Annotated in this window: 19 protein-coding genes; 9 read left to right on the top strand and 10 right to left on the bottom strand. The window is 71.7% G+C overall.

Annotation, left to right across the window (positions count from 1 at the left end; genetic code table 11):
- Nucleotides 1–134: 134 nt before the first annotated feature.
- The gene (sepH, locus tag ACFYYW_RS38680; protein ID WP_387656818.1) at nucleotides 135–2,912 is read left to right on the top strand and encodes a septation protein SepH; all 2,778 of its coding nucleotides are present in this window, start codon (nucleotides 135–137) and stop codon (nucleotides 2,910–2,912) included.
- Between the two features lie 119 nt (nucleotides 2,913–3,031).
- Here sepH and ACFYYW_RS38685 read toward each other — a convergent pair whose 3' ends face one another.
- Together ACFYYW_RS38685 and ACFYYW_RS38690 are read right to left on the bottom strand one after the other, a co-directional pair.
- Entirely contained in the window at nucleotides 3,032–4,483 is a 1,452-nt protein-coding gene (locus tag ACFYYW_RS38685; protein ID WP_352324253.1) for a PH domain-containing protein, read from the bottom strand.
- 74 nt (nucleotides 4,484–4,557) lie between these two features.
- Nucleotides 4,558–5,079, bottom strand: a complete 522-nt coding sequence (locus ACFYYW_RS38690) for a PH domain-containing protein (protein WP_352324254.1) — start codon at nucleotides 5,077–5,079, stop codon at nucleotides 4,558–4,560.
- Nucleotides 5,080–5,998: 919 nt separating this feature from the next.
- Here ACFYYW_RS38690 and ACFYYW_RS38695 point away from each other — a divergent pair.
- The 8 genes from ACFYYW_RS38695 to ACFYYW_RS38730 all read left to right on the top strand — a co-directional run bounded on the left by ACFYYW_RS38695 (nucleotide 5,999) and on the right by ACFYYW_RS38730 (nucleotide 15,826).
- Complete coding sequence (locus ACFYYW_RS38695; protein ID WP_352324255.1) at nucleotides 5,999–6,511, top strand: YbhB/YbcL family Raf kinase inhibitor-like protein; 513 nt, start codon at nucleotides 5,999–6,001, stop codon at nucleotides 6,509–6,511.
- A 199-nt stretch (nucleotides 6,512–6,710) separates the two neighbouring features.
- The gene (locus ACFYYW_RS38700; RefSeq protein ID WP_387656823.1) at nucleotides 6,711–8,150 is read left to right on the top strand and encodes a hypothetical protein; all 1,440 of its coding nucleotides are present in this window, start codon (nucleotides 6,711–6,713) and stop codon (nucleotides 8,148–8,150) included.
- 80 nt (nucleotides 8,151–8,230) lie between these two features.
- Nucleotides 8,231–10,426, top strand: coding sequence for a SulP family inorganic anion transporter (locus tag ACFYYW_RS38705; RefSeq protein WP_387656826.1), 2,196 nt, complete (start codon nucleotides 8,231–8,233; stop codon nucleotides 10,424–10,426).
- A gap of 33 nt (nucleotides 10,427–10,459) precedes the next feature.
- A complete protein-coding gene (locus tag ACFYYW_RS38710; RefSeq protein WP_352324258.1) occupies nucleotides 10,460–11,476 on the top strand; it encodes an NAD-dependent epimerase/dehydratase family protein in 1,017 nt (338 codons plus the stop codon).
- Between the two features lie 214 nt (nucleotides 11,477–11,690).
- Nucleotides 11,691–12,116, top strand: coding sequence for a hypothetical protein (locus tag ACFYYW_RS38715; RefSeq protein ID WP_387656829.1), 426 nt, complete (start codon nucleotides 11,691–11,693; stop codon nucleotides 12,114–12,116).
- Between the two features lie 505 nt (nucleotides 12,117–12,621).
- Nucleotides 12,622–13,356, top strand: coding sequence for a DUF2637 domain-containing protein (locus ACFYYW_RS38720; protein WP_387656832.1), 735 nt, complete (start codon nucleotides 12,622–12,624; stop codon nucleotides 13,354–13,356).
- Nucleotides 13,356–13,655, top strand: a complete 300-nt coding sequence (locus tag ACFYYW_RS38725; protein WP_387656835.1) for a hypothetical protein — start codon at nucleotides 13,356–13,358, stop codon at nucleotides 13,653–13,655. The genes ACFYYW_RS38720 and ACFYYW_RS38725 overlap by 1 nt, the downstream gene beginning before the upstream one ends.
- The gene (locus ACFYYW_RS38730) at nucleotides 13,652–15,826 is read left to right on the top strand and encodes an FtsK/SpoIIIE domain-containing protein (protein WP_387656838.1); all 2,175 of its coding nucleotides are present in this window, start codon (nucleotides 13,652–13,654) and stop codon (nucleotides 15,824–15,826) included. Before ACFYYW_RS38725 ends, ACFYYW_RS38730 begins: the two co-directional genes overlap by 4 nt.
- A 1,398-nt stretch (nucleotides 15,827–17,224) precedes the next feature.
- Here ACFYYW_RS38730 and ACFYYW_RS38735 read toward each other — a convergent pair.
- The 8 genes from ACFYYW_RS38735 to ACFYYW_RS38770 all read right to left on the bottom strand — a co-directional run bounded on the left by ACFYYW_RS38735 (nucleotide 17,225) and on the right by ACFYYW_RS38770 (nucleotide 25,962).
- Entirely contained in the window at nucleotides 17,225–18,292 is a 1,068-nt protein-coding gene (locus ACFYYW_RS38735) for an MFS transporter (protein ID WP_387656841.1), read from the bottom strand.
- Complete coding sequence (locus ACFYYW_RS38740; protein ID WP_387656844.1) at nucleotides 18,292–18,450, bottom strand: hypothetical protein; 159 nt, start codon at nucleotides 18,448–18,450, stop codon at nucleotides 18,292–18,294. Before ACFYYW_RS38740 ends, ACFYYW_RS38735 begins: the two co-directional genes overlap by 1 nt.
- Before the next feature lie 377 nt (nucleotides 18,451–18,827).
- On the bottom strand, nucleotides 18,828–19,961 hold the full coding sequence (locus ACFYYW_RS38745) for a hypothetical protein (protein ID WP_387656847.1): 1,134 nt from the start codon (nucleotides 19,959–19,961) through the stop codon (nucleotides 18,828–18,830).
- A 14-nt stretch (nucleotides 19,962–19,975) separates the two neighbouring features.
- A complete protein-coding gene (locus tag ACFYYW_RS38750; protein WP_387656850.1) occupies nucleotides 19,976–20,806 on the bottom strand; it encodes a thiopeptide-type bacteriocin biosynthesis protein in 831 nt (276 codons plus the stop codon).
- A gap of 18 nt (nucleotides 20,807–20,824) precedes the next feature.
- On the bottom strand, nucleotides 20,825–22,054 hold the full coding sequence (locus ACFYYW_RS38755) for a lanthionine synthetase C family protein (RefSeq protein WP_387656853.1): 1,230 nt from the start codon (nucleotides 22,052–22,054) through the stop codon (nucleotides 20,825–20,827).
- The gene (locus ACFYYW_RS38760) at nucleotides 22,051–25,110 is read right to left on the bottom strand and encodes a lantibiotic dehydratase (protein WP_387656855.1); all 3,060 of its coding nucleotides are present in this window, start codon (nucleotides 25,108–25,110) and stop codon (nucleotides 22,051–22,053) included. Before ACFYYW_RS38760 ends, ACFYYW_RS38755 begins: the two co-directional genes overlap by 4 nt.
- A 93-nt stretch (nucleotides 25,111–25,203) precedes the next feature.
- Nucleotides 25,204–25,407, bottom strand: coding sequence for an FxLD family lanthipeptide (locus ACFYYW_RS38765; RefSeq protein WP_387656857.1), 204 nt, complete (start codon nucleotides 25,405–25,407; stop codon nucleotides 25,204–25,206).
- A gap of 84 nt (nucleotides 25,408–25,491) precedes the next feature.
- A complete protein-coding gene (locus tag ACFYYW_RS38770; protein WP_387656859.1) occupies nucleotides 25,492–25,962 on the bottom strand; it encodes a hypothetical protein in 471 nt (156 codons plus the stop codon).
- Between the last annotated feature and the right edge of the window lie 65 nt (nucleotides 25,963–26,027).

Below are 26,027 nucleotides of genomic sequence, written 5' to 3' on the forward strand. Positions count from 1 at the left end.
GCGTCACATCGCCCCCGGGGCTTCCCAGGAAGGCGATGTTCGGACATGCCGGGTACGGTGCTGGCAGGCAACCGGCACACGCGAGAGACTCAAGGGTCCGGGGGAAGAATGGCGACGCTGACGAAGGGACTCGCATGCAGGAGCTCCGACTCGTCGCGGTGAGTGAGGACGGCACCTATCTCGTGCTGGCTACTGCCGGGCGAGGTACGCGCTTCACCCTTCCCGTGGACGACCGGCTCCGTGCTGCCGTCCGCGGCAACTTCTCCCGTCTCGGCCAGTACGAGATCGAAGTGGAGAGCCCGTTGCGCCCCAAGGAGATCCAGGCACGCATCCGCGCCGGAGAGACAGCGGAAGAGATCGCCGCGACCGCCGGGATCCCGGTCGAACGAGTCCGCTGGTTCGAGGGCCCGGTGCTGCAGGAGCGGGAGTACGTCGCCCAGCAGGCGCAACGCGTCGCCGTCCGCATGCCCGGGGAGACCGCGCCCGGTCCCACCCTCGGCGAGCTGGTGGCCGAGCGGCTGACCAGGCGCGGCGTGCCCACCGACGAGATCGACTGGGATTCGGCCAAGCGCGACGACGGCCTGTGGCGGGTCAAGCTCGGCTACGTCTGGAACGGTCACACGCGCCACGCCGAATGGCTCTTCGACCCGCGCAAGCGCCACGTCTCCCCGCACGACGACGAGGCCATGCGCCTGTCGTCGGCCGACTTCGATCCCGAGCCCGCCGTGGTGGAGGACACCACGGTCACGCCGTTCGCGCCGCGGGTGGCCAAGCTGCAGCCGGTGCCGCCGCTCGCCTCCGACCCGCTGCCGTTCCCTTCGGTCGTGCGCCGCGAGCCGGAGGAGCCGGCCGTCGGCTACACCCCGCCGCCCAGGCCCGCCGACACCGGCGGCTACGGCCGCGGCCCCGACCTGCCCGGCCGTGACGTGCCCGGCCGTGACGTGCCTGGTCGTGACGTGTCGTTCGATCGGCCGTCCCCGGGGCGGGAGAGCGCGTCGGACAGTTCGTCGTCCCTGCCCGAGACCGCCCGCGCCCCCTTCCGGGGTGAGGGCTTCCACCCGGAACCGTCGCGCGCCGAGGGGCAGCGCGGGGATCGCGGGGATCGCGCTGAGGGCCAGCGCGGGGAGACCGCGGGCCGCGAGACCGGCTTCGGCCGCTCCACGGACGCCTCCTCCCGCCGCGGCGGCACGTCACCGTGGCTGCCCGACTTCGGCTCCGGCCGCTCGGGCGAGCGCGACGACTCCATCTACGCGCCCGCCACCCCGCCCTCCCGCCCGCTCACGTCCCACCCCTCACCCGCCGAACCGACGACCTCCTCCCAGCCTCCCGCTGCCTCGGACCTCCGCACGCAGCCGCCTGCCACGCCGGACTTCCGCACGCAGCCACCCGCTGCCTCGGATCTGCGCACGCAGCCGCCTGCTGCCTCGGCACCTGGCACACAGCCGCCGGCCAGCCCATCGCCGCATGGGCAACCGTCGGTCAGCCCGTCGCCGGGTACGCAGCCGCCCGCCGCTCCGGAGGCCGGCACCCAGCCGCCCACTGCTCCAGAGGCCGACGTCCAGTCGCCTGCTGCTCCAGAGGCGGGCACTCAGCCGGCCGCCGCTCCGGAGGCCGTCGGTCAGCAGGCGGCGGTGGCCGCTTCCGAGGTCGCCGCTGCGTCCTCGGTTCCTGAGGTCCTGCCCTCGGCGGCCGCTCCTGAAAGGCTGGTGACGCGGCCGTCGGAGCAGCCGTCCTCGCCGACGTCCGCCGACGAGCGCACGGGCAAGCCTGACGTTTCCGTCCCGGCCCCGGCGCAGCCCGCTGACTCGACACCCGCGGTCGCGACGCCCGTCCAGCCGGAGCCCTCCGCCCCGGCCGACGTGCAGCAGGAGACCGCGGCCACCACGGCGGCCGAGCCGAAGGCCTCGGCCGGGGACGCTCAGCTCTCCACGACGCCCGAGGCCGACACCACGGGTTCTCCCGCGCCCGAAGACGCCGCCGCCACCTCCGACACCGGCAGTGCCCAGGCCACCACGCCCGAGGCAAACAACTCCACCGCGCCCTCGCCGGACGTCTCGGACGCCGCTGCGGAGGCTTCTTCCGCCGCACCCACCGAACCCGTCACGGTGGCCACCACCGAGGCGACGGCCCCGGACGTGACGCCAAACGCGCCGACCGCCGCGGAGCCCGCGCCCAAGACGCCCGAATCCACCGAGCCGGAGGACGCGGCAACCGCAGCGCAGGGCCAGGCCACCGCACCACAGCCGACCACCGAGAGCGCCCCGGCGACCCCGGCAGCCGCCGAGGACGACTCCGAACCCCCCACGCCCGCCGAGACCGACGCCACAACCCAGGCCGAGCCCGCCCCGACCGAGACGGCCACGACGGACGCACCGGTCACCGACGAGACGTCTGCCACCAAGGACGTCCCGGCCGACGAGCCCTCAGCCGCCACCTCGCAGGACGTCCCGGCCGACGAGCCCGGCCAGGAGCCCTCGGCCGCTCCGGAGGAGGCCACGGAGAAGTCCCCGGACGCCGAGCAGGAGCCCCCGGCGACGGCACCGACGCCCGCCGCCCAGGACGTGTCCACCCAGGACGTGTCCACCCTGGACGTGGCTGCTGAGGACGTGGCTGCCGAGGACGTGGCCGTGCCGGAGCCTTCCGAGGAGGTGGTCGAGAAGGTCGAGGTGGCCGAGAAGAAGGCGCCCGCGCCCAGGCCCAAGCCGGGCCCAGGCGCGCCCAAGGGCACCCCGCCGGTCCCGGCCGCGCGTCCCGGCAAGGACGACGCCAAGGGCCCCGGCAAGGACGACGTCCCGGTGCCCTCTCCGCCGCCCGCCCCGGCCGCGCGTCAGGCGCGCAAGGGTTCGCGGGGCCGCCGAGCCTCCGTGCCGACGTGGGACGAGATCATGTTCGGCGCCCGCCGCCAGGACTGACCCGCACCCGATCAAGCGACCACAGGCCGCGCCCACCCCGACAGGAGGGCGCGGCCTCGCTCGTTCAAGGCGGCCTCGGTCGTTCAAGGAGGAAGTACCGCGGTGTTCGGCGGGCGCGTTCAGTTCCGTGGCGGGACGGTGTGCGGCTGCATGAACGGGGCCAGCCACTCCGGCGTCACCTCGGCGGGGAACGCGGCCCCCTGAGCCTCCGAGACGTCCAGCGCGTCGTAGCCGCCCTTGCCCGCCCCGACCCCCGCGATCAGCGTCAGCACCCCGGCCCGTCGCTGGAACCAGGTCTGGCGCAGCCGCCAGCCCACCACGGCCCGGCGTTCGATCACCGCCTCGGCGCGGCGCAACGATCCCGACCGGACCACCAGCCGGGCGCCGTCGTAGCCGTGTCCCAGGGAGGCGTACCGGTCGAGGCCCAGGAACACCCCAGCGCCCGCCAGGAGCAACGCCAGGACGGCCAGGATCCACCAGAGCATCATTCCTGTGGCCCATGCCCCGGCGGCGCTCAGCGTGGCCAGGAGGAGCCACGGGAAGACCGCCCGGAACAGCCGGCGGTTGCGGGCGACGGGCGGATGGGCGCGCAGCGTGGAGCGGAAGGGGCCCACCGCGTCGGCGGTGACGCCGACGGCGACCTGACGCGGCACGTCGGGCAGGAGCTGCCCGCGCGTCTCGGAGTCGCCGAGCCCGGTCACGATCGCCCAGACTCGTACGACGCCGGCCAGGCGTTCGGCCAGACCGTCGACGATCTCGTAACCGCGCACCCGCCGGGACTCCAGCGACACGCTGCGCCGGTTGATCAGCCCGCGTTCGGCCACGAGGTAGCCGTCGCGGCGGGTGAGCCTGAAGTCCCAGTTGAAGACCGCGTACATCACGCCGCCCACGAACGGCATGGCGACGACCAGCAACAACGCCACGACGAGCAGCAGGTAGGGGTGCTCCCACAGCCACTCCCCCGCGCTCCAGGCGGCGTCCTGGCCGAAGCCCAGGTCGTCGCCCCATTGGAAGGCCAGCCCCACCGCGCCGCCGGCGAGCGCGAACGGCGTGAGCAGGTACGCCCCGGACAACGGCCCGTACAGGAGCCACCGGCGCGGGACGGCGATGATCGGCCGGTCCACGGGGGCGGGACCTGGCCCGGGGAGATGCTCGGCCTCCCTGACCTGGACGGCACGGCGCAACAGCACCGCCTTGAGGCGTTCGGCCTCGCCCAGCGTGACGCCGTCGAGCGCGGCCTCCTCGTCGTCGCCGCTCGCGCCCGTGTCGACCTTGAGCACGGCGAGCCCGAGAATCCGGTGCATGGGCGGCGTCGACACGTCGACGCCGCGCACCCGTTCCAGCGGGATGGTGCGGATGGAGCGGCTGATGAGCGACCGTTTGGTCTCCAGGCGGTCGCCGACGATCTCGTACGTGAAGGTGGCCCAGCGGATGACCGCGAACACGACGGTTCCGACGACGCCGAACGCCGCCCACGCATAGGACCTGGCCGAGAAGCCGCCCACGAACAGCACGCCGACCAGGGGCAGCAGCAGCGAGGGCAGCATGCGTACCGGGTCGATGAGCAGCACCTTGGGGCTCAGCCGCCTGGGCGCGGAGGGCGGGGGTGGCGGAGGAGACGGAGAAGGTGGTGGTGGCGGCTGGGTCACGTGGCGTCGTCCCTGAGCTCTTCGGCGCGGTGGGCGAGCCGTTCGGCGAGCCCGGCCGCCACCTCGAAGTCGAGGCCCTTGATCGTGGACGAGCCCGCGTGCGAGGCGGTGCGGATCTCCAGCGTGGCCAGGCCGAGCAGCCGTTCCATCCACCCCTGGCCCTTGTCGACCGTCTGGATGCGGCTCACCGGCACGAACACCCACTCCCTGGTCAGGAACCCCGACCTGGCGTAGACGACGTCGCCCGACAACTCCCAGCGGTGGACGGCGTACCGGATGAACGGCTCCGCCGCCAGGAACGGCGTCAGCACGACCCCGACCACCAGCGGCAACAACCACGAACGGGCGGCGAACCAGGACGGAACCCACGGCCACCCGCTGCCGCCCACCCACCCGGCCACCACGGCCGAACCGCCCACGAAGAGCACGAACCCGATCGCCGCCTGCAGCAACCACAGACTGCGGGCCTTGGGCGAGACGCGGTGCGCGGGGTCACGCAGTGGGCCTTTTGACGTCACAAGAACCAGCTTAGGGCGCACGCCCCGAAAGACGATCTGACCCCGCCACCCAAGATCTCTTCCATCCCCGGCACGGCTGCCCACGAAAGTCATCCCCACAGGCACCGCCGGCCGACCCTCCGAGGTCCGGAGCCGAAGGCTGGTCAACACGCGATGGGCGACGGGATTGTGCAGCACCCGCATGCCACGCGGCGGCAGGTAAAGATCGGGCGGGCGGCGCGGCGTGTCGGACGGCCGGCCAGGCGCGGCGGGTGCATGCTCGGTGGCGGCCGGCCGCAGGCTGTCGAGCTGGGCCACGTCGGCGGCGCCACGTTCGTGCCATCCAGGCCCGGCGGCGCGTTACCGCACCACGCGCGAAACGCCCTCACGAAGCGTGGCAGCCGCCGTCCGCCCGCAAGCCACACCGCCGCGGCGGCCGCCGCCCTCCCGCAAGACGCAGAGACCCGGGCAGCCACACCTCCGCGCAACGCACAGAGACTCGGGCCGCCGCCGCCCCGTACAACCCACAGAGACCCGGGCGGTCGCCCCCCATACAAGGCGCAGAGACCTGGGCGGCCGCATCCTCCGCACGGAGCACATCTGCCTCGTTCGGCGCAGCTGAATTTTGCGTGCTGGGCGCCGTCCGAAACCATGCCCGTTTTGTCCTTTGACCCCGCGCGCCGCGACCGCGTCGCGCGCCCCACCGAACGGGCAGGCCAGGAAGGTCATCGCATCGTCACCCGCGGCCCTTCGCCGACGGCGTCCCTGTGGCCAACTTCACCCCCGAGATCCCCGCATTCTGGCCGGTTTCGGCTCCTTTACCGACGACCGACCATCGGGAAACGGTCTGCGCACCGCCGAGAGCCGCGTAGCATCATCCGGCATGGGGCTGTGTAACACGGCATCACGTGTGAGGCGGGCCGCTGTCAGTGTGACAGTGGTGGCTTTCGCGCTCACCCTGTCCGGTTGCGCCGCCCTGGGCATCGGAAGATCACAGGCGAAGGAGATCGCGGAGATCAACGTCTCGAGCCCGGAGTTGCGCGACGGCATGCCGCTGCCGAGCGAGTTCTCCTGCCGAGGCCGCCAGGGCAGCCCGCCGCTGCGCTGGTCCAGCGAACCCTTGCCTAAGGCGAAGTCGATCGCGATCGTGGTCGATTCCCATACTCCCTCCGAATCGGCCGTGCACTGGGTGCTCTACAACATCCCGGCGACCACGACCGAGCTGGGGCCGGGGGCCGCCGAGAGTCCTCCCGAGGGCTCCGGCCAGGCCACGGTGACCAGTGGGAAGGCGGGCTACGAACCGCCCTGCAACACTCCGGGCAGCTACCGGTTCACCGTCTACACGCTGAACGACAAGGTCGAGGCGAAGGAGGGCGGCCTCCCCGAGATCTTGAAGGAGATCGCCGACCACACGATCGCCCGGGGCCGGCTGACGGCGGTGAACATCCAGTGACAGATCGATCACCGCAGGTAGACCGGATGGACCAATTCTCTACGTAGGGTGTGACAACTCTCATAGTGGTCCGACAGAATCAGATCCAATTGTTAGGCATTGGTGATCAAAGGGGGCAGATCGCGTCGATGGCCGCGCGATCTCACCGATGCCACAGGGAGGCCATGGCTTTGAGGGTGGTGCAATGATCGCGGTCGTCGTGAGCTTGGTCGCTGTCGTGCTCCTCGTGCTCGTCGTCGTGGCACTGGGCATGCGTTCCATGAACCGCCGGGAGAGCTCTCTCCCTCCGGAACGGCTGAAGGAGATGGCCGAGAAGGAGGAGATGACGCACGCCCGGTCCACCGACGAGTTCGCCGCGCACGAACCGCGCATGGCCAATTTCAGCCCTGACTTCTCCCCGATCGACGAGGTGAAGCCCAAGCCCGTCCGCACCGGCCAGCGTGGCAGGCGTGGCGTCGACGAGTGGGGCAACCCGACCACCGACCACGAGGACGAGGAGTTCTGGGCGAACATCCGCAGCGACGCCGAGGAGGGCGGTTTCGGCGCCGGCGGCACCGTGGCGGCCAGGAAGGGCGCCGCCCGTCCCGTCGAGCGTGAGCAACCCGCCGAGCGCCGTGAGCGTCCCGCGAAGCCTAAGCCCGTGGCCGCCGCGGCCGACCCCAACGCCGCGACCGTCCAGGCCCCGCTGCCCCAGCGCCAGCCCGCCGCCGCCGCCGCGGCCAACCTCGCCGACCTGGTGGAGCCCGCCAAGCGGCCCACCCCCTCCGCCTCCGACATGGCCGACCAGCGCACGGTGACCTTCGCGGCGCCCACGCCCGACGTGCTCAGCCTCCTCGGCGGCGGTGCCCAGCCGGTCGTGCCGGCCTCCCGCCCCGAGCCCCTGCCCGCGAGCGGCGCCCACCCGGCCGTCCCGGCAGCGGGCGGCTCGTTCCCCGCCCACCCGGTCGCCGGCGGCGGGTCCTACGCAGGCGTCACCTCCAGCGGGTCCTTCCCGGTCGCGCCCGTCGCGCCGATCCACGGCGCACCGACCAGCGACCCGTTCCCCGCCTACAACAACGCCGCCGGCACCGCCGCCAACACCGCCGCCAACAACGGTGCGCACACCGCGGCCGACGCTCTTGAGACCACCTGGACGGGCGCGCCTGCCGCAGCCACCTCCGGCTCCTGGCCCGCCGCCTCGCCCGACATCCTCGACGACCCCTCCCCCGCCTCCTACGGCGGCCCGGCGAGCTCCTGGCCCGCCTTCGTGGAGCAGCCCGCCGCCGCCTCGCCGGCCGCCGCGTTCCCGGCCTCGTACGAGGTGCGCGCCGGCTGGGCCGTGGCCGACGACTCCGGCTCACCCATCACGGGCCCCTCTCCGGCCACCGGCACGCCCACCGTCCCCGCCCGCGCGGTCTCGGCCTACGACGACGTCCTGTCGGCTCCGCCGGTGCCGCCCGCGCCGTCCTCCATCGCGTACGAGACCGGCGACTTCACCGCCGCCGGGCCCGGCCCCGCCTGGCCCGAGCCGCCGTCCGGCACGGCCAACTGGCCGACGTACGGCGGGCAGTCCCAGGGCGCGGCCGCTCCCGGCCAGGCCGACAAGGGCAGCGGCCGTCGCCGCGCCCCCGAGCAGGACTACAACGACTACTACCGGTGATCTCCGGCCCCTTACCGAATGAGTAAAACCCCCGCGACGACCCCCTAAAGCGGGGGTGGCGCACCACTAGGGTTTCCGACATGATCGGCGATACCCTCAGTAGCTGGTTGCGCACGCTACGGCATGATCTACCCGCTTCGCTCGTGGTCTTCCTCGTCGCAGTCCCGTTCTCCCTGGGCATCGCGGCGGCCTCGGGCGCCCCGCCGGCCGCCGGGCTCATCGCCGCCGTCGTGGGCGGGGTCGTGGCCGGCTCGCTGGGCGGGTCGGCCGTCCAGGTGAGCGGGCCCGCGGCAGGGGTGTCCGTGGTGGTCGTGGAGCTGGTGCGGATCCACGGCTGGCGGGCCACGTGCATGATCACGCTGCTGGCGGGGGTCGTCCAGCTGGTGCTCGGCGTGGTGAAGGTAGCCCGGATCGTCCCGGCCGTCTCCCCCGCGGTGGTGCGCGGCCTGCTGGCCGCGGTCGGCGTGATCCTCGCGCTCTCCCAGCTCCACGTGGTCCTCGGCGGGCAGCCGCAGCTGTCGGCCCTGGCCAACCTCGCCGCACTGCCCGGCCAGATCGCCGGCCTCCACGGGCACAAGGTCGCGCTGGGCCTGTTCACGGTCGCGGTGCTGGCGTCCTGGACGCGGCTGCCGGCCCGGGTCAGGGTGGTGCCCGCGCCGCTGGTCGCGCTGCCGGCCACGGCGGGCGTCGCCTGGCTGGCCGGCTGGGACGTCACCCACGTCGACCTGGCGGGCAGCTTCTCCGGGTGGGGCTTCCCCGTGCTGCCGTCCGCCGACTGGCACACGATCGTGGGCGCGGTGCTGCTCGTGGCGCTGCTGGGCAGCGTCGAGTCGTTGTTGTGCGCGTCCGCCGCCGACGGGACGCACCCCGGCCGCCGCGCCGACCTCGACCAGGAGCTGACCGGCCAGGGCGTGGCCAACATGGTGTCGGGGGCGCTGGGCGGCCTGCCGATCGCCGGCGGCGTCGTCCGTACAGAGGCGAACGTGCGGGCGGGCGGGCGCACCCGGTCGGCGGCGATCCTGCACGGCGTGTGGGTGCTGGCCTTCGCGGTGGGCCTGGGCTGGTCGGTGCGGTTGATCCCGCTGGAGGCGCTGGCGGCGCTGCTGGTGTTCACCGGCGTGCGGATGGTGGGGCTGGCGCGCGTCAGGAAGGGCCGCGGGCACGGCGAGGTGCCGGTCTACGTGGTGACGGCGGCGACCGTGATCGTGCTGGGCCTGGCCGAGGGGGTGCTGGCCGGGGCGGCGCTGGCCGCGCTGCTGGCGCTGCGCCGGCTGACCTGGGTGAGCGTGCGCAGGCGCGAGGAGCCGGACGGCCGGCTGCACGTGACGATCAGCGGCTCGCTGACGTTCCTCGGCGTGCCCAGGCTCACGCACGAGCTGCGGTCGATCCCCGCCGGCACGCCGGTCGACCTCGACCTCACCATCGACTTCATGGACAACGCGGCCTTCGAGGCCATCCACTCCTGGCGGCTGGACCACGAGCAGGCGGGCGGCACGGTCGACCTCGACGAGCCGCACGACGAGTGGTACACGCTGGCGGCCGGCGGGGCCCGCGCGTATCCCGGCAGGTCGCCGGACCGGCGGTGGGTGCCGTGGGCGCAGCGGCGGACGCGCCCGCAGCGCCGGGCCATCCCCGACGACGGCGGCTCCACCCCGGTGACCTGCACCGAAGGGGCGCGCGACTTCCACCGCACCACGGCGCCGCTGGTCCGGCCCATCTTCACCGAGCTCGCGCGCAAGCAGCAGCCGACCCACCTGTTCATCACGTGCGCCGACTCCAGGATCGTGCCCAGCCTGATCACCGCGAGCGGTCCCGGCGACCTGTTCACCGTGCGCAACATCGGCAATCTGGTGCCGCGCCGCGGCTCCGAGCCGCACGACGACTCGGTGGTGGCCGCGATCGAGTACGCCACGCAGGTGCTGGGCGTGCACACGATCACCGTGTGCGGGCACTCGGGGTGCGGGGCCATGGCCGGAGTGCTCAGCGCCGGGGTGCAGGCCGGCAGCCTGCCGGGGCTGCGGCGGTGGTTGCGGCACGGGAACCACAGCCTGGCCAGGTTCATCGAGACCGAGGGCGACCGGCTGCACAAGGGGGCCCTCGACGTGTTGTGCCGGGTGAACGTCCAGCAGCAGCTGGAGAACCTGCGCACCTACCGGAAGGTGGACGAACAGGTCAGGGCGGGCAAGCTGGAGCTGGTGGGCCTGTACTTCGACATCGGGTCGGCGCGGGTGCACCTGGTGCCGCCGCTGCGGTCTTCGCTCTCCGTGAAGTTGTGAGCCCGCGCCCCGCCGGGCGCGGAAGATGGGTTCATGAAGATTTTGCTCATCGGCGGCACAGGATTCCTGGGGCGCGCCATCGCGGAGGAGGCGTTGGCGCGTGGCCATGAGGTCACGACGTTCAACAGAGGGCAGAGCGGCGGCGACGTGCCGGGCGTCGAGGCCGTGCGCGGCGACCGGGAGTCCGTCGCCGATCTGGAGCGGCTGGCCGACGGCCGGTCGTGGGACTTTGTGGTGGACACGTCCGGGTATGTGCCGCGGGTGGTGGGCGAGTCGGTGCGGGCGTTGTCGGGCCGGGCGGCGACGTACGCGTTCATCTCCAGCGTCTCGGCCCTCGACGGGTTCCCCGCCAAGGCCGCGACCGAGGACACCGGCGGATGGCCGTGCGAGCCCGACGCCGGTCCCGACGACGGCGACTACGGCGTGCTGAAGGCCGGGTGCGAGCGGGCGGTCGAGCAGGGGTTCGACGGCAACGCGCTGATCATCCAGCCTGGGCTGATCCTCGGCCCCTACGAGAACGTGGCCCGGCTGCCCTGGTGGCTGACCCGCATCTCGCGGGGTGGCCGGGTGCTGGCGCCGGGCGATCCCGCCGCGCCGATGCAGCTCATCGACGCCCGCGACGTCGCCATCTTCACCCTCGACCAGGCCGAGCGGGGCGTCGCCGGCCGGTTCGCGGTGACCGGTCCGGCAGGCAACACCACCTACGGCGAGTGGCTGGAGCTGTGCAAGCAGGTCACCGGGTCCGACGCGGAGTTCGTGTGGATGGACGCGGAGTTCCTGGTCGAGCAGGGGGCCGGGGCGTTCGTGGAGCTGCCGCTGTGGGGCGGGCCGCCGTCCGAGGAGAACGACAACTTCTGGAGCGTGCCTACGGGCAAGGCCGAGGCGGCGGGGCTGCGGGCGCGTCCGGTCGCGGAGACCGTGCGTGACACGTGGGCGTGGTTGCGGGAGATCCCGGAGGAGCAGCGTTCCTACGGGCGAAGGATGGTCCACGGGATGGCCCCGGAGAAGGAGGCCGCCATCCTCGCCGCCTGGGACGCCCGCTCCTCCTGAGCCCACAAGCGTCGCCAGGGCCGGATTTCGGCGGAAGCGCCGCCACGGGCCCGGCCGAGGCCGTCAGGCGGCGCCGGAGGCGGCTGGGCTTCCGGCGCTCGCCGTCGGCCTCCTGGCGCGTCGTCGAAACCTCGTGAGCTGGGAAGACGCATACAGCTCAGTTCGACGGGCAGGTGACTGCCGGTGTACGTGAACTCACGGGGGAGGGTTCGACATGACGTACCAGAGCAGGCCCGTCACGGGCTGGGTGGGCTGGGTATGGTTCGCCGGCATGCTCATGATCATGGCCGGGGTGTTCAACATCATCACCGGTCTCTACGCGGTGATCAACAGCGGGCTGTTCGTCCGCACACCATCCCGCCTGCTGTTCTTCAACGTCGGCACTTGGGGCTGGATCCACCTGTTGTTCGGGATCGTCCTGCTCCTGACCGGTATCGCGGTGAGCGTGGGGCAGACCTGGGCCCGCGTCGTGGCGGTGGTTCTCGTCATGATCAACGCGATGACGCAGCTGACCTGGATCGCGGTCAACCCGTGGTGGTCGCTCGCGGTCATCGCGGTGGACGTACTGGTGCTGTACGCCCTGATCGTGCACGGCCGCGAGGCCCAGGAACTGGGAGGTGAGAGACGAGCCGGCCTGTAGGCCGGGCTCAGACGCTGCCACTCTGTGACCTTGCACTTCTCCCCCCCATCCCATTTACGCTGGCATTTTGCCTTTCGTCGTTTCGTGTCGTTCTGCCGCCTTTCTGGTGCTCCAGCGGAACAGAGACGGAACAGGCGCATAGGGAGCCGGAAGCCCCTCCTGGATGCCGCTTCCCTCTCCAGCCGGTCGCCGCGCTGGAGGCAGGGCCGTGTCCAGGTAGTCCGATAACACGTAACCGCGCGCCTGAGTCGGGTCGCCGCGGTCCCTTCCGCAAGTAAGTAGCAAGCGGCCGGGGCTCGGTGACTCCAACACCGACCCCCGGCCTGTGACCCAGCAACCTGACTACACCAGGAGCCAGGCCATGAGCCCCCACCCTTCCACAGCCACGATCATCGAGCGCGCGAATCCGGTCGACGAGATCCTGCCGAAGCGCGTCTTCCCCAATCCTTTCCGTTACCGCCGCCATCGTTCAGTGCCGGTCACTGAGCACCCCGTGGACACTGGCGTGGGCCAACTCGGAGACCGGGTCATCCTCGGCTTTGCGGTGGCCGTGCTGCTGGCCGTCGCCGCCGCTGCGGCCTACGTTTCGTACCACCACTTCTACGGCCTGGCCATCACCCTCGGGGAGCGGCACGACATGGCCGTCCTCTACCCGGCCATGTCGGACGGCGTGATCGTCATGGCGTCGCTGGTGATGGTCTACTGCTCGCGCCGCCGCATCCGGGTGCCAGTGCTGGCGTGGGTCGCGCTCGCCCTGGGCGGTGCGGTGACCCTGGCGGCGAACGTGGCGCACGGCTGGTCCGGCGGGCTCGGGTCACGCCTGGTCAGCGCCCTGGCGCCGCTGGCGTTCGCGGGTGCGTACGAGCTGCTGATGTGGATCGTCCGCAACACCCGCCGGCCGTCGGTCGAGGAGCCAGCGGAGGAGCACGTGTGCCAGCCCATCGAGACCCTCGTCGAGGTGGAACGCGAGGTGCCGGTGCTGCCCACCGACCGGTACGAGGCTGCGCGGCTGGCCTACCTCGACAGCCTCAGCGAGGGCAAGCAGCGCATCGGCCGTCGTCCGCTGATGAACAGGTGGGGGCTGGAGCAGCGCGAGGCCGAGGACATCATCGCCGAGGTGGATCGGGAGCGGGCGCAGGCCGCCGAAACCAAGGCGACCGAGGCACCCGGCTCCGAGGCCGCTCCGCCATCGCTGAGCGGCGTGCAGCCGACCGGCACCAGCCAGGCGGAGGCGGCGTGATGACGAACTTCCTGATTCCCGCCATAGGCGTGTTCGTGTTCCTGCTGTGCGCCACCCGGGAGGCGGACGCGGAGGCCCTGAGTGTCGGGCAGATGTGGGCGGCCATGGGGCGCGCCGGATGGGGGCGCACCGTCTTCACGGCGGTGCGTGTCCTCGTGGTGGTCGCGCTGCTCATCCTGGCCGATCTGTGCCGTCTGGTCGGGCACGCGGTCGCCGGGACGCGGGTCGTCGTCGAGGCGCTCGCCGTGCACACCGAGATCCTCGGCTCGCTCGTCACCCGGACGGAGGTGCAGGCATGACCCCCACGGAAGAGATGATCGACCGCAAGGTGATCGCTCTCCAGGCCCAGGACGAGCACGTGCGCATCGCCGCTGGGACTACGCCGAAGAAGGCTGCCCGGGAGGCCCCGGAGGAGAGTGACAGCGTTCTTGAGGGGGCCGTGGTTCTCGTTGATCAGGCGCACTGGCCCGAACCGACAGACTTGCTCGCCGAGCTGGCCGCGCGCCGCCAGGAGCGGCAGCCGCTGGTGCCGCTGTGGCTGCGGTCGCGGGCGGATGCCTTGCAGGTGCTCAAGTGGCAGGCCGAGCACACCGGCTACGTGCTGGCCTACCACGCGCTGCGCACGCCGAAGTACGCCGCCATGCTCGCGGGCCGCTCCCCGGCCGGCGCCTGGCGGCTCCTGGTGGCGCTGGTGCGGTGGCTGTTCGACCTGGAAGGCCGCCCGGTGCGGCGTGCGGCGGCCACGAAGGAAACGGCGGAGTACCTGGCCCTGTCGCGGCAGCGCGACGACCGGGTCAAGGCCCGCCTGTGGATGTTCCTCGTCGGCGCGATCACGGCGGTCCTGGTCGGCATCTTCGTCGCCGTGGCCGCACCCACGTGGGTGCAGTGGGCGATCCTCGGCGTGCTCATCGGTGTGGCGGGCGTGCTTGGCACCCCTGCCGACCAGCCGCTGCTGGACCGGGCGGTCATCCCCACCCGGGTGCGCAAGCTGACCAGTGACCAGGTGCTGGACGCGTTCGGCTCGCTCGGCATCTCGGCCATCAACCAGGCGCTCGGCAAGAACGGGCGCGGCATCACCTTCCCGGCGCCGATCATGCGCGAAGGGCCGGGCTGGCGGGCCGAGGTCGATCTGCCGCTCGGCGTGACCGTGTCCGACGTGCTGGAGAAGCGTGACAAGCTCGCCTCCGGCCTGCGTCGCGCGCTCGGCTGCGTGTGGCCCGAACCGGTCTCGGAGGAGCACCCCGGCCGCCTGGTGCTGTGGGTCGGCGACCAGGAAATGCGCAAGGCTCCGCAGCCCGCCTGGCCGCTGGCCAAGTCAGGACAGGTCAGCCTGTTCGAGCCCGTCCCGTACGGCAACGATCAGCGCGGTCGGCCGATCTCGATTCTGCTCATGTTCGCCAACGTGCTCATCGGCTCGATGCCGCGCTACGGCAAGACGTTCGCACTGCGGGTGCTGCTGCTGGCATGCGCGCTGGACCCGCTGGCCGAGCTGCGGCTGTTCGAGCTGAAGGGCACCGGGGATCTGTCGGCGCTGGAGAAGGTGGCCCACCATTACGCCAAGGGCGCCACCGACTCCGCCAAGGCCGCCTGCGTCGCCTCGCTGGCCGAGGTGTACGCCGAGTTGGACCGCCGCGCGGAGGTCATCGACGGCATGCCGCGCCATCAGGCGCCCGAGTTCAAGGTCACCCCTGAGCTGGCCGCGCGGCGTGAGCTCGGCCTGCACCCGATGGTGGTGGCGATCGACGAGTGCCAAGAGCTGTTCGCCGACGACGAGTACGGCGAGGAAGCCGCGAAGTACGCCACCGCGATCATTAAGCGTGGCCCGGCCCTGGGCATCATCCTCGTTCTGGCCACCCAGCGTCCAGACAAGGACAGCCTGCCCAAGGCCATCTCGGCGAACGCCGGTATCCGGATCTGCCTGCGGGTGATGGGCTGGCAGGAGAACGACATGATCCTCGGCACCGGCATGCACCAGGCCGGGGTCAAGGCCACCATGTTCACCCTCAACGACAAGGGGATCTCCTGGGCGGTCGGCATCGCCGAAGACCCGCTCATCGTCCGGTCCGCGTACCTGGACGGCCCCACCTCCGAATTGATCGCCGAGCGCGCTCACCACCTGCGCCAGACGGCTGGGACGCTGTCCGGGCAGGCGATCGGCCAGGAAGGGCCGCAGCGGGTCTCCTACGACTTGCTGGTCGACATCATGACCGTTACCACGGCCAAGGAGGACAAGATCTGGAATAGCACGGTGGTGGACCGGCTGGCCGAGTTCCGGCCGGATGCCTACGGCCAGTGGGCGGACCTGGAGGACGACGCTAAGACCGCCACACTGACCGCCCGCTTGAAGGAGTACGGCGTCCGTACGGAGGACACGTGGGGCCGCGACTCCGCCGGTAAGGGCCGCAACCGCAAGGGCTTCAATCGAGGCGACGTCGCCGACGCGTACGGCAAGCGGAAGGCCCAGGCCTAGCATCCCGATCACCTCTTCGAACGCCCCTGGAGCCAATACCAGGGGCGTTCGCGTGGGGTCGCTAGAACGCTAGGCCACAGGTCAGGCTGAGTTTCTTCGCTAGCTGAGCCGCTAGACTTCGCGGCTGCATCCGCTAGGACTGCGAGATGAGGAGCGTCGGCAATCGGCGGGATGCCGTCGTCGCCGAGCGGGAAGAGACCGATGTAGAAGCCGCCTGCGGAGAAGCTGGGCAGGCCAAGATGGTGGACGCGGTTAGGGCACGCACCATCCGGCGAAGGCAGCCGGCGATGTCAGAGCCGCCCAGCAGGTGAGAGCCCCGCCCCGGGCAGAGCAAGATCAACGCTCCCGAGACGCTCGAACGTAGAGCAGGCGGCCGGACGCGAACGGGAGACTAGTTTCGGCTGAATATCGAAACTCGGCCAAAACTCGGACTCGCGAGGAGCCGCGGCACACACCATGCAGCGCCATGGGGACGGCGGAAGTGAAGTCTTCAGGGATCGCGACCAGGTCCTTGACGTGCAGGCAGTGATTCGAAGGCGGCAAGAGTCCTGCGAGGCTTTCGCTCTCAATATCGGGGTGGGTATCGAAACTTAACCAAAACTGAGCCCTGACTGGCAGCCGCAGCTACGATGCAGGGAGCATGGTGAGGTCCGTTCCTCACTGTCAAGTAGGCGCCCCCGCCGTAGGTTAGCGGCCGTTGACGGGGGTCACCCATCTGCGGGATCAGGTAACCGGCGCGGTTACCTGATCCTGTTGACCACCAGGTCTACGAGGATGAGCACGGCCCGCACTGCGAGCTGCGCCCATTCCATCCGCCTGGACTGGTCGGTTGTTCTTTTCCGTTTGCGCACGCTGTCCCTTCTTTCTGGTTGATGGTGTGCCGGGGCCGGCGCCATCGAGCAGCTGACCCCCCGATGGACTGCTGCTGGGACCGCGTGCGAAGCGGACAGGCAAGAGCTTAGACGTGCGGTCCTGCGTCTGAGGGACATTGGCGATATACACAGATCCCCCTCGCTGTTGGCTGCGTTGGCTGCGTTGGCTCGGTGCGGACGGGCGCGGAACCTCGCGTATCGGATCAGGGGTTTTTCGCAGACCACCCCGATCATTGTGATTTGCGACACACTTGACGGTCAGCAGCGCGAGTACGCGTTGCGGGAACGGTGCCGTCGTGTGGCGATGTTGCAACAGGCGACGACGTGCCCGCTCCGGTCCCCCGAGTCATCCGCTTGTTTCAACCAGAGGTGATCGTTGCGCTGCGGCTGCACCTCCAGTACGGATGTGACGGATGAGGCGCTGGCCCCCTCGGCGCTACCGGCTGGGTGTCCGCCAACACCGTTGCAGCCTCCAAACCTGGCGGCCCGCGACCACGGCCAAGGTAGCTCCAGGGTGGTGGCAGAGCTAGGCAGGGTCCATGCGGTTCGCAATCAGTTGCCGGACGTCGCGTGAGCAAGCAGCGATCACGGCACCACCGAGCACTATCACGGCGCATCCCCCGAGGACGGCCCGCACGCCGACCAGCTCGGCGGCCGGGCCGGCGACCGCGTAAGCGACGGGCACCAGCAGGGTGGCGATCAGGGCGTTCGTGGCCACGATGCGGCTGAGCTGCTCGGTGGGGATGGTCTCCTGGAGGTAGGAGGTCCAGGCGATCAACTGGAGTGTCCCGCCCGCTCCGGTCAGCGCGCCCGCGCCGGCGAGCGCGAGCAGGGGAGCGCCGGTGGCCATGCCGATCAGGAGCAGCGCCACGGGGATCGGGGTGAGGCACATCAGCAGGCCGACGCGGGTGGGTGGGAAGAGTAACGAGGTGATCGAGCCGCATGCCAGGCCGATCCCGATCGCGGAGGTGACCAGGCCCCAGCTCACGGCGCCGTCGAGGTAGCGGATGGCGTAGATGGGACCGAGCACGCTCACGCCGGCCGCCCAGCACGCCGACGTCAACGCGCTCACCACGGTCAGCACCCACAGCCAGCGGCGGCTGCGGAAGGCCGACCAGCCCTCGGCCAGGTCGCCCAGGAAGCGCCGCCGTTCCCGTCGCGGCGAGGGCGGCAGGCGCAGGGTGAGAAACAGGGCGGCGGAGGCGAGGAAGGTGGCGCCGTCCCAGGCGAGGATGATCCCGGGGCTGCTGAGGGCGATCACCAGCCCGGCCAGGCCCGGCCCCAGGATGGCGACGGCGTTGTTGGCGATCTGGAGCAGGGCGTTGGCGTGGCTCAGCATCGGCCCCGGTGGGACGAGCTGCGGGACGAGCCCTTTGACCGCCGGCTGGAAGAACGCTCCGGCGGCGCCGGCGACCATTTGTAGCGCGACCAGCGCCCAGACCGCTGCCGCGCCCCTCAGCACCAGCACGCCGGCGACGAGCTGGCACACCCCGCAGATGATCTGGCAGGCCACGATGATGGACAGGCGCGGCAGCCGGTCGGCCAGCACCCCCGCGGCCGGGGTGACCGCGATGAACACCAGCAGGCCGCCCATCAGCACCACCCGAGCGCGGCGGCACCACCCCCGGCCTCGATGATGGCGAACGCCAGGCCGAGCGGCGCGACGGTGGTGCCGATCGTGGAGGACAGCCGCGCCAGCGCGTACCGGCGATAGTCGCGGTTGGTCCGGAGGAGCTCGACGGGGGCTCGCATGCGGTCACGCTTCATGACTTAGGGGTTCCCCTCCTCTGAGCTTGCCCCTGCTTGTCGGCTGGGGGTCGAGGCTCCTTCGAGTTGTCGGCGTCCTGGGATGAGCCGTCAGAGGGATCCTCGATGAGGTAGCGGAGCAGCTTCACGAGCCATGGCCAGCGCGGCGACCCACCGGGCGGTACCCAGCCATAGAAGCCACCGTCAGGGGGCGGAAGGGAGTCCATGGCTGTCCTTCGCGGCGGATGTCCGAGAGCGGCATCAGGGCCGTGGGACAGGCTTTCCGGCGGTCCCGTCCCACGGCCACACCGCCCGGCTCGGGCCTGTGCCGGGCGGCTGCCATGGTCGGGGTCAGCGGCTGGCAACCACGGACGGGATGGTCTTCAAGAGGACGCACGGCTGTTGACCGGCTGGGCGGGCACGGTCAGGGCCGCCTCTATCACCGCCTCGCCCGTCTTCACCGCGGAGAAGAGGCTGGACATCCATGGGTCGGGGATGGTGCCGAGCCCGAGCCCGGTGTCCTGCACCGCCGAGGTGAGTTCGTGCTGCTCGGCAGGGCTGAGCAGCGTACTGGCCTGCTGGTGCGCCAGGACCTCCCGGGCGGCGTAGCCGTCGGAGGTTGCGCGGATGTCGCCGATCAGGGAGGTGAACACGCGGTTGGCCACGGGGCATCCGGTTTCGGCGGTCAGATCCAGGATGGTCAGGCCGAGCCGCGTGCGGAAGATCAACAGTCCTGGCACGCGGTCGAGCTCCAGAAACTGGTGTTGTACCTGGGCGATCGTGCCGTCCGGTGATCGCCCGACAGCGCGGTTGCACAAGGCGTCCAGACAGCCGCCCACCAGGCGTTCCCACGGCTGCTCGGGGGCGCTGCCGGCAACGAGGTTCAGGGCGTCCTCGGTGCGCCCGGCGAGGCAGTGCGCGACGATCGTGGCCTGGCGGCCGTCCAGGAGCCGCTGGCCGACCCCGTGGTACTGATGCGCGTGGGCGACCGCCTGGTCCCACTGGCCCGCGCTGATGAGCGCTCGGATGCCTTCGGCCAGGAAGACGCCCCACAGCCACTTGCGCACGGTGTGGAGATCACTTCCGGATCCGATCAGCCCGTCGAACGGGACGCGATGGCCGTCGATGTCGGCCGTGCTGCCGTCGCTGACGGCGAGGAAGAGGGAGTGCAGCAGGAGGTAGCCGCGGGCGCCGTCGCGTTCGCGGATGGCGAGCCGGGCGAGGTTGACGAGCGGTTCCAGGGCGTGGCGTGCCTGGGGCGCGTCCAAGGGCCAGGCGGGCAGGTAGGCGGTGAAATGCCGCCAGCACAGGGAGCGGGCCACGGCGGCGGCGCCGCAGTCGCTGGCGATCAGGGCGGCCTTGTTCAGCGTCTCGGCGGCGATGGTCAGGCGGTCGGCTCTCGTGCCCTCGGCGGCGGTCGTGGCCAGGTCACGCAGTTCGGTGATGCGCGCCCCGAGCGGCAGGCAGGCCGGACGAGGGCGCGGGATCAGTGGAAAGCGCTGCGCGGCCTGCTGCAAGGCGTCCATCCTGGTCAGCTCCTAGCGGTGTCGGCATCGTGGATGGTCGTGGGGTCGGGGCCGAGCGCGACCCGTGCGGCGGCGTGGGCCATGACGGCCTGGGCGGAGTACGGCATGCCGAGCCGGTTCCACGCGAAGACGATGTGGTGGGCGAGGACGGCGCGCAGGCCGCGGTTCAGCAGCCCGTGAGCTGCCAGGGCGGCCAGTTCGTAACCGGTGGCGGCGAACGCCTCGGCCCATTCGGAGGCGGACGCGAGATGTCCGCCGGCGCGCGTCAAGGAGTCGGCGTCCACACTCATCAGCCGCCGCAGGCCGGCCTCCAGGCTGCGTAGCCGGTCCGGAGGGACCGCCCCGGGGAGGTCGCGGTGGCCGGCCACCCGCGCCCACACGTCGCCCTGCTCGTACCAGTCCAGCCCGGCCGAGCGCAGCAGCGCGGTGCTGAGCAGGATCGACAGTTCGCGGCGGTGCTCGATGCCGGGCGAGGAGGCGAGGTAGGTGAGCAGGTGCCGGCTGTCGAGGTGGAACAGGTCGTGGGCGCACGCCATGGCCTGGCCGCCGCCGAAGGCGTGCGTTTCGGGCTCGTAGATGGCCTCGATCGCGGCGTCGAGGTGGCCTTGTCCGATGAGGTTGTGCAGGTGGTGGCGAAGGTAGCCCAGGGTTCGGCCGCTAGTGGGCACGTACCGGTTGCGCCAGCAGGGCGTCTTGCGCAGGAAGAACCAGGCGGTGATGACCTGTTCGTTCTCGGCCTCGACCAGCAGCGGGGCGAGGTGGGTCACGGCGGTGTGCTCGGCGGTGGCCCAGTCGGGAAAGGCGACGTTGACTTGCCACCACGGGCGGGGATCCATGCGGGGGTGCCTCCAGGGTCAGGCCAAGAGCAGGACGGAGTCCCAGCGCGACGCCACGGCGCCGGTGCCGACGGCGTGCAGGGCGAGTGCGGCCCCTGCCATGCCGTCGAGGAGCCCGGCCTGCGGCTCGGTGGGAGAGATCTGTGTGGTCAGGCGGGCGACGAGGGCGGGGAGTTCGTCGCCGATGCGAGGGGTGGGTGCGTCGGCGGTCATCCGCCAGGCGGCGTGGAGCAGCCCGGCCGTGCCGTGGCACAGTCCGATCTCCGGGAGCTGGTCGAGCTGTGCCGGGTCGCGCAGGGTGGCCAGCATCGCCTCTTCGGCGGCCCGCTGGCGGGTCTCGTCCGCGAGCGCCAGGCCGGCGAGTTGCTGGGCGCGGGCCATGCCGCTGATGCCGTAGCACCATGACGGACGGGGCCGCTGCGACGGGTCGATGCGCTGTTCGCGCACCTGCTCGATGGTGAGCGTGCCCGGCCACCACGCGCCCGCGTCGTCCTGCCGCCAGGTATCGGTCCAGGCGCAGATGCGTTCGATCGCCTCTTTCGCGCCGGCCACGCCGACGTCGCGCAGCACGGCCAGGGACAGGAGAGCCACGGCGGAGGCGATGCCGTGGGACATGCCCAGGTTGCCGTGCCCGTGCGGGTAGTCCGCGCTGGGCTCCCCGTTGGGCGCGACGGTCGTCCACCACGGCGGCAGCTCGCCGCCTGTGGGCAGTGGTTCGGTCAGGCGCACCAGATAGGACAGCACCTCGGCCATGACGGGCTGGTCCGGGCGGCGGCTGAGGTGGTAGGAACCCAGGCCGGCCAGGCCGCGGACCAGGTCGAACTCCTTCATCTGGGGCTGCTCGCCACGGTCGATGCGGGCATGCGCCTCGGCCAGACGGGTGCGGGTGATCGCTGTGACCGTGTCGTCCAGGCGCTTGAGCGTGCCCCGGTAGCGGCGTGAGGCGCCTGCGGCGGCATGCGTGATGAAGGCCAGCGCGGGAGCGCCGAAGAACAGGCTCGCGTTCGGTGCCCCCGTCAACACCCCGGAGGCGGCCACCTCCAGCCAAGCGTGCGCCGTGGCGGGGTCGCCGAGCCCAGAGCGGGCAAGCTCGATGTGCAGCAGGGCGACCCCGGCCGCGCCGGACCACAGCGATTGGGGCCAGCCCAGGCCGTTGCCCGGTGGTTCGGCTGTCCACGGCAGGGGATCGGCGAGTGTCGCGGCGATGGACTGTGCCATGGCCAGCGCGCTCGCGCGGGGCTCGTTCATGGTCGGCGTCTCCTGGGGCGGCTGGTCCAGCTCAGCGCGGCGGCGCGGGCCAGGTGCAGGCAGCCCCGCTCGTCGGCCGGGGAGAGCCCGGCCATGCGGACGTGGTGCAGGTGCAGCAGATCGGGCAGTACGACGGCCGAGGGCAGCGTGCCGGCCTCTTCCAGCGCGTCGCGGTAGGCGGCGAGTGTCTGCCGTCGCCTGGCCCAGCAGGAAATGATCTGCTCGCCCGCCGGGTGTTCGGCCAGGGCTGCATGGTCGCCCGGCTGGGCCAGGCGTACGGCCTGGTCGTAGATGATCCGGTCGGGTGGGAAGGCGTCAGGTCGGCTGTGACGGATCAGCCAGTGCATCGCGGCACCGGCGTCGCCCAGGAAGGCGGCGGCGATGTCGAGCAGGCTCGCGGCGGTCACCGCGTGCAGGTTCGGCCCTCCCCGGGAGGCGGTCGCCGTCAGCTGCGCGAGGGCGGTGGCGGAGTCGGCCGCGAAGTACGCCTCGGCCGCGTCCATGGCGGCGGGACCGCCGAAGCGGGCGGTCTCCGGCAGGTAGGTGTCCCACTCCACGCGCGCCGTCAGCCCGGCCCGACGGACTTGCTCGGTCCATGCGGTGACCTGGGCAGTGGCGTCGGTGAGCCTGCTCTCGGCAACGGTAAGGCGGATGCGGAGGTGGTGGTCGGGATCGCGGTAGCGAAGGAACCACCACTGGGCGTCGGCGCCGAGCGCGTCGATCAGGCGCGGCAGGTGGCGGGTGAGGATGGCGTCGTGCCGGTCGGGGTGCCCGTACAGCTTGAGCGAGAACCGCCCGCGTTGGCCGGGCAGGAAACCGTCCTCTCGAGTAGCCACCTCGCGCGGGAGACGGGGTTGCGCGGCAGGCCGGCCGGTCGCGGTGAGCGGGATCACGAGCTCGTGGGCGCGGCAGCCGATCCATCCGGCCGCGTCCGCTGAGGGGGCGGCGCGCAGCACGGCGGTGCCGGCGCGGTCCACCTGGGCGCGCAGCAGGGCCCGGTGCGCGGGCTCGCGCAGGTCGATCGGTAGGTGCTGGTCGCCGCCGCCGAGGCTGACCGTCTCTGGCAGCGCCACCAGCTTCCGCCAGGCGGTCAGGGCGGCGTCCCACTCCGCCCAGGTGGCCGAGGGCGCGGGCAGGTCGCCTGCGGTGAGCCGCCACCGGGCGGGCGAGAGGATCGTACGCCCGTAGCGCAGCGCGGGGACGAACGGCAGCGCGGAGGCGGGACCCCAATCGAAGCCGGCGCACGGTGCTCGAAGGGCATGCGGCGCTTCGAGCAGGAACCGCACCAGCGGGTGGGTGTGCTGGATCAGGTTGACCGCATTGAAGATCACCGGCTCGATGGTGCGGCGGCGTGACAGCGACACCAGGTAGACGCCCCGCAGGTCGGCAGTGACGGCCAGATCGTTCAAAGCCACCACGTCGGCATTGTCGAGGGCGTCGCCTACCGGCAGCAGGTCCGGCAGCACCTGAGGGGCGCGGGCGACATTCTCGGTGACGGCGTATGGTGCCGGGGCCGATACCTGGACGGCAAGTGAGTCCCGGGTGTCTGTGGACGGGCTCCCGTAAGCCTGGATGTGCCCGTCGTCGAACAGGTCCAGGAACCGGCCGGTGATGGTGCCCACGGCACGCGAGGCACCAACGATGACGAGCGTGAACCGGCCCTCGGCCAACGCCTGCGGCGTGGCCGCCTCTACTCGTACGGTCAGCTCTGTGGTGGGCTGAACCGGCGCGTCCAGGCCCACGCCGCCGAGGTCGGCGATCATGTCGTCATCGAGCAGGATCTCGCACTGGCGGCGTAGCGCGGCGTTGTGGGCCAGGGCCAGCAACTTGCGGTCGCGGTCGGCCAGCATCACCGTTTCGGGCGCGGGTGCGCCGTCGTACCCGGCTGGGTAGCCGAGCCCGATGTCGGGACCAACGGCGTCCCGGAGCGGTACCAGGGCGCGTGGGCCGTACCGGTCCAGGAACCGCTCGTGCCAGGTCACCCACTCGGCGGAGAGCACGGGTCGGCGGGCAAGACGGACCAGCGCGGCGGCCGCCGTAGCCGCCTCGGACGCGACCGCGGCGGGCACCGTCACCTCCCCGTCCAGGTGCAGATCGACCGAGAGTGGCGGGCGCTTGGTGTGGTGGATTCCCGCCATCGCCGCCACCGCGCGTGCTCGATGCTCGCCCGCCGCTGCCGTGGGCGCCCGGTCATGAGCGGCGAGGTCGTCGGCGATGACGCGCAGGCCCTTCACGATGTCGGCCACCTCGCCGATCTCGTCCGCATTCGCCGCGTCCAGCTCGTGGAGGAGGTGCCGCAGGGGATCACAGCGCGTCATGGGCGGGCGCAGGCTGGTAAGCAAAAGGCGTTGGGCGACCAGCTCGGCCACGAGCGAGTCGATGGTGGTCTCGGCAGTGCGCGGGCAGGCGACCGACAGCCGGGTCATCAGCTCCGACACTAGGAGGGGCTCACGGGCCAGCCGGAGCGCCGTCCGTACGGGGCCGGTGGCGCGCACGCTCACATGCCCTGGAGCGCCGCCGGCCTCGGTGCTGGCGCGGTGTTCGAGTACCAGGCGGCCATCACGCTCGAAGGCGAGGTTGTTGGCCGTCACCTTCAGCCGCCGCCGCAGCGCAGTCTCGCCTTCCAGCCGGTGGACGACCCCGGCGAGCCACTCCGCAGTGATCCGGGCCCTTGGTCGGTGCGCGTCCCCGATGCACACCGCGGGCAGGTCCGGCACGGAACTGATGCGCGCCGGAGCGACGCCGGCGAACAGGCCGAACGGCGTGGCCCGGCCCGAGGCGCGCAGCAGGTAGCGCAGCACGGAGAGCACCGCCCGGCGCATCGCCAGGTCGGACATGCGCCCTCCACCGCAGATCTCGCGTACTCGCCGGGCCAGGTCCGGGCTGGCCTGCTCCACGGCCGCCGCGAACCCGGGTGTCTGCCACGTACGAGCCAGCCAAGCACGCCAGGAAGCGGGACCGGCGTCCAGGCCGGTCAGGTCGGGCCACGAGGCGATCTGCTGCGTCGGCGGCCACGCTGGAGCGCGCAACACGGCGGAGTCGAGGTATCGGTACATCAGCCGCTCCCGTGATTTGGGGGGTGCCCGACCGGCCGGGCAGCGGATGGCCGGTCGGGCGCTCGGGTCAGGCGTCGGATCTCGGCGGAGCGCCTACGTGCCGCAGCTCACGCATGCGGTCCCGCAGGTCGAGTTGCAGCCGTCGTCGGTCATGCGGATGAGCTGCTCGGCGGCCACGCCAGACTCGACGATCCTCACGTCCAGGTCGGCGAGCCACTCGGCGTCCCAGCCATCGCTGGCCTGATCAGGGGCGGGTGGCGCGAGTGCTGTCGCGCCTGTGGAAGTGCGGGCGGTCATAACGGTGCCTCCTTCGTTGGGGCGGTTGGGGTTCCCCGGCGCGTCCCCGGGAGGTCGTTCGACCCCCGAGGGCGCCGGCGGTCTCTAGGGCCAGGTGACGACGACGGTCCCGTGCCGCTTCGGCAGGACGCCGGCCGAGGGTGCCGGCGGGGTGGTGGCCTTGGGGAGGTACCGGATGGAGGCGGCGCCGCGGCGGTGGTACTTGTCCGCCCACTGGCGCAGCAGCTCCGCGTACCGGGCGGCGAGGATTCCGGCCGAGGGACCGTGCGCGTAGACGCCGCTCTCGTATCCGCTGCTCATGTCCTCGTTCGGCCGCGCCGCGCGGTAAGCGAAGCTGTCGCCGTTGATCAGAACGGGCACGCCCCGCAGGGCCGGGCGGGCGATCAGATCGTGGTCGATGGCCTCCTGGTCGGCGTGCAGCAGCGCCATGTCCGGGTCGTTGGTGAGCAGGAACAGTGCCTGCTCGTCGGGCATGTCGAACACCGCGCCGGACCAGCGTTCGAGCCTCGGCAGGTGCAGCGCCCGGCCTAGATCGCTGATGTGAATTTGGGTCAATGGTCGTAGGCGGTCAGTGATCGTTTCACGGGGGCGCCGGTGTTCCAGTTGTGCCAGATCGCGGC

This window comes from Nonomuraea sp. NPDC001831, assembly GCF_042892035.1.
In the GTDB taxonomy this organism is placed as follows: Bacteria; Actinomycetota; Actinomycetes; order Streptosporangiales; family Streptosporangiaceae; genus Nonomuraea.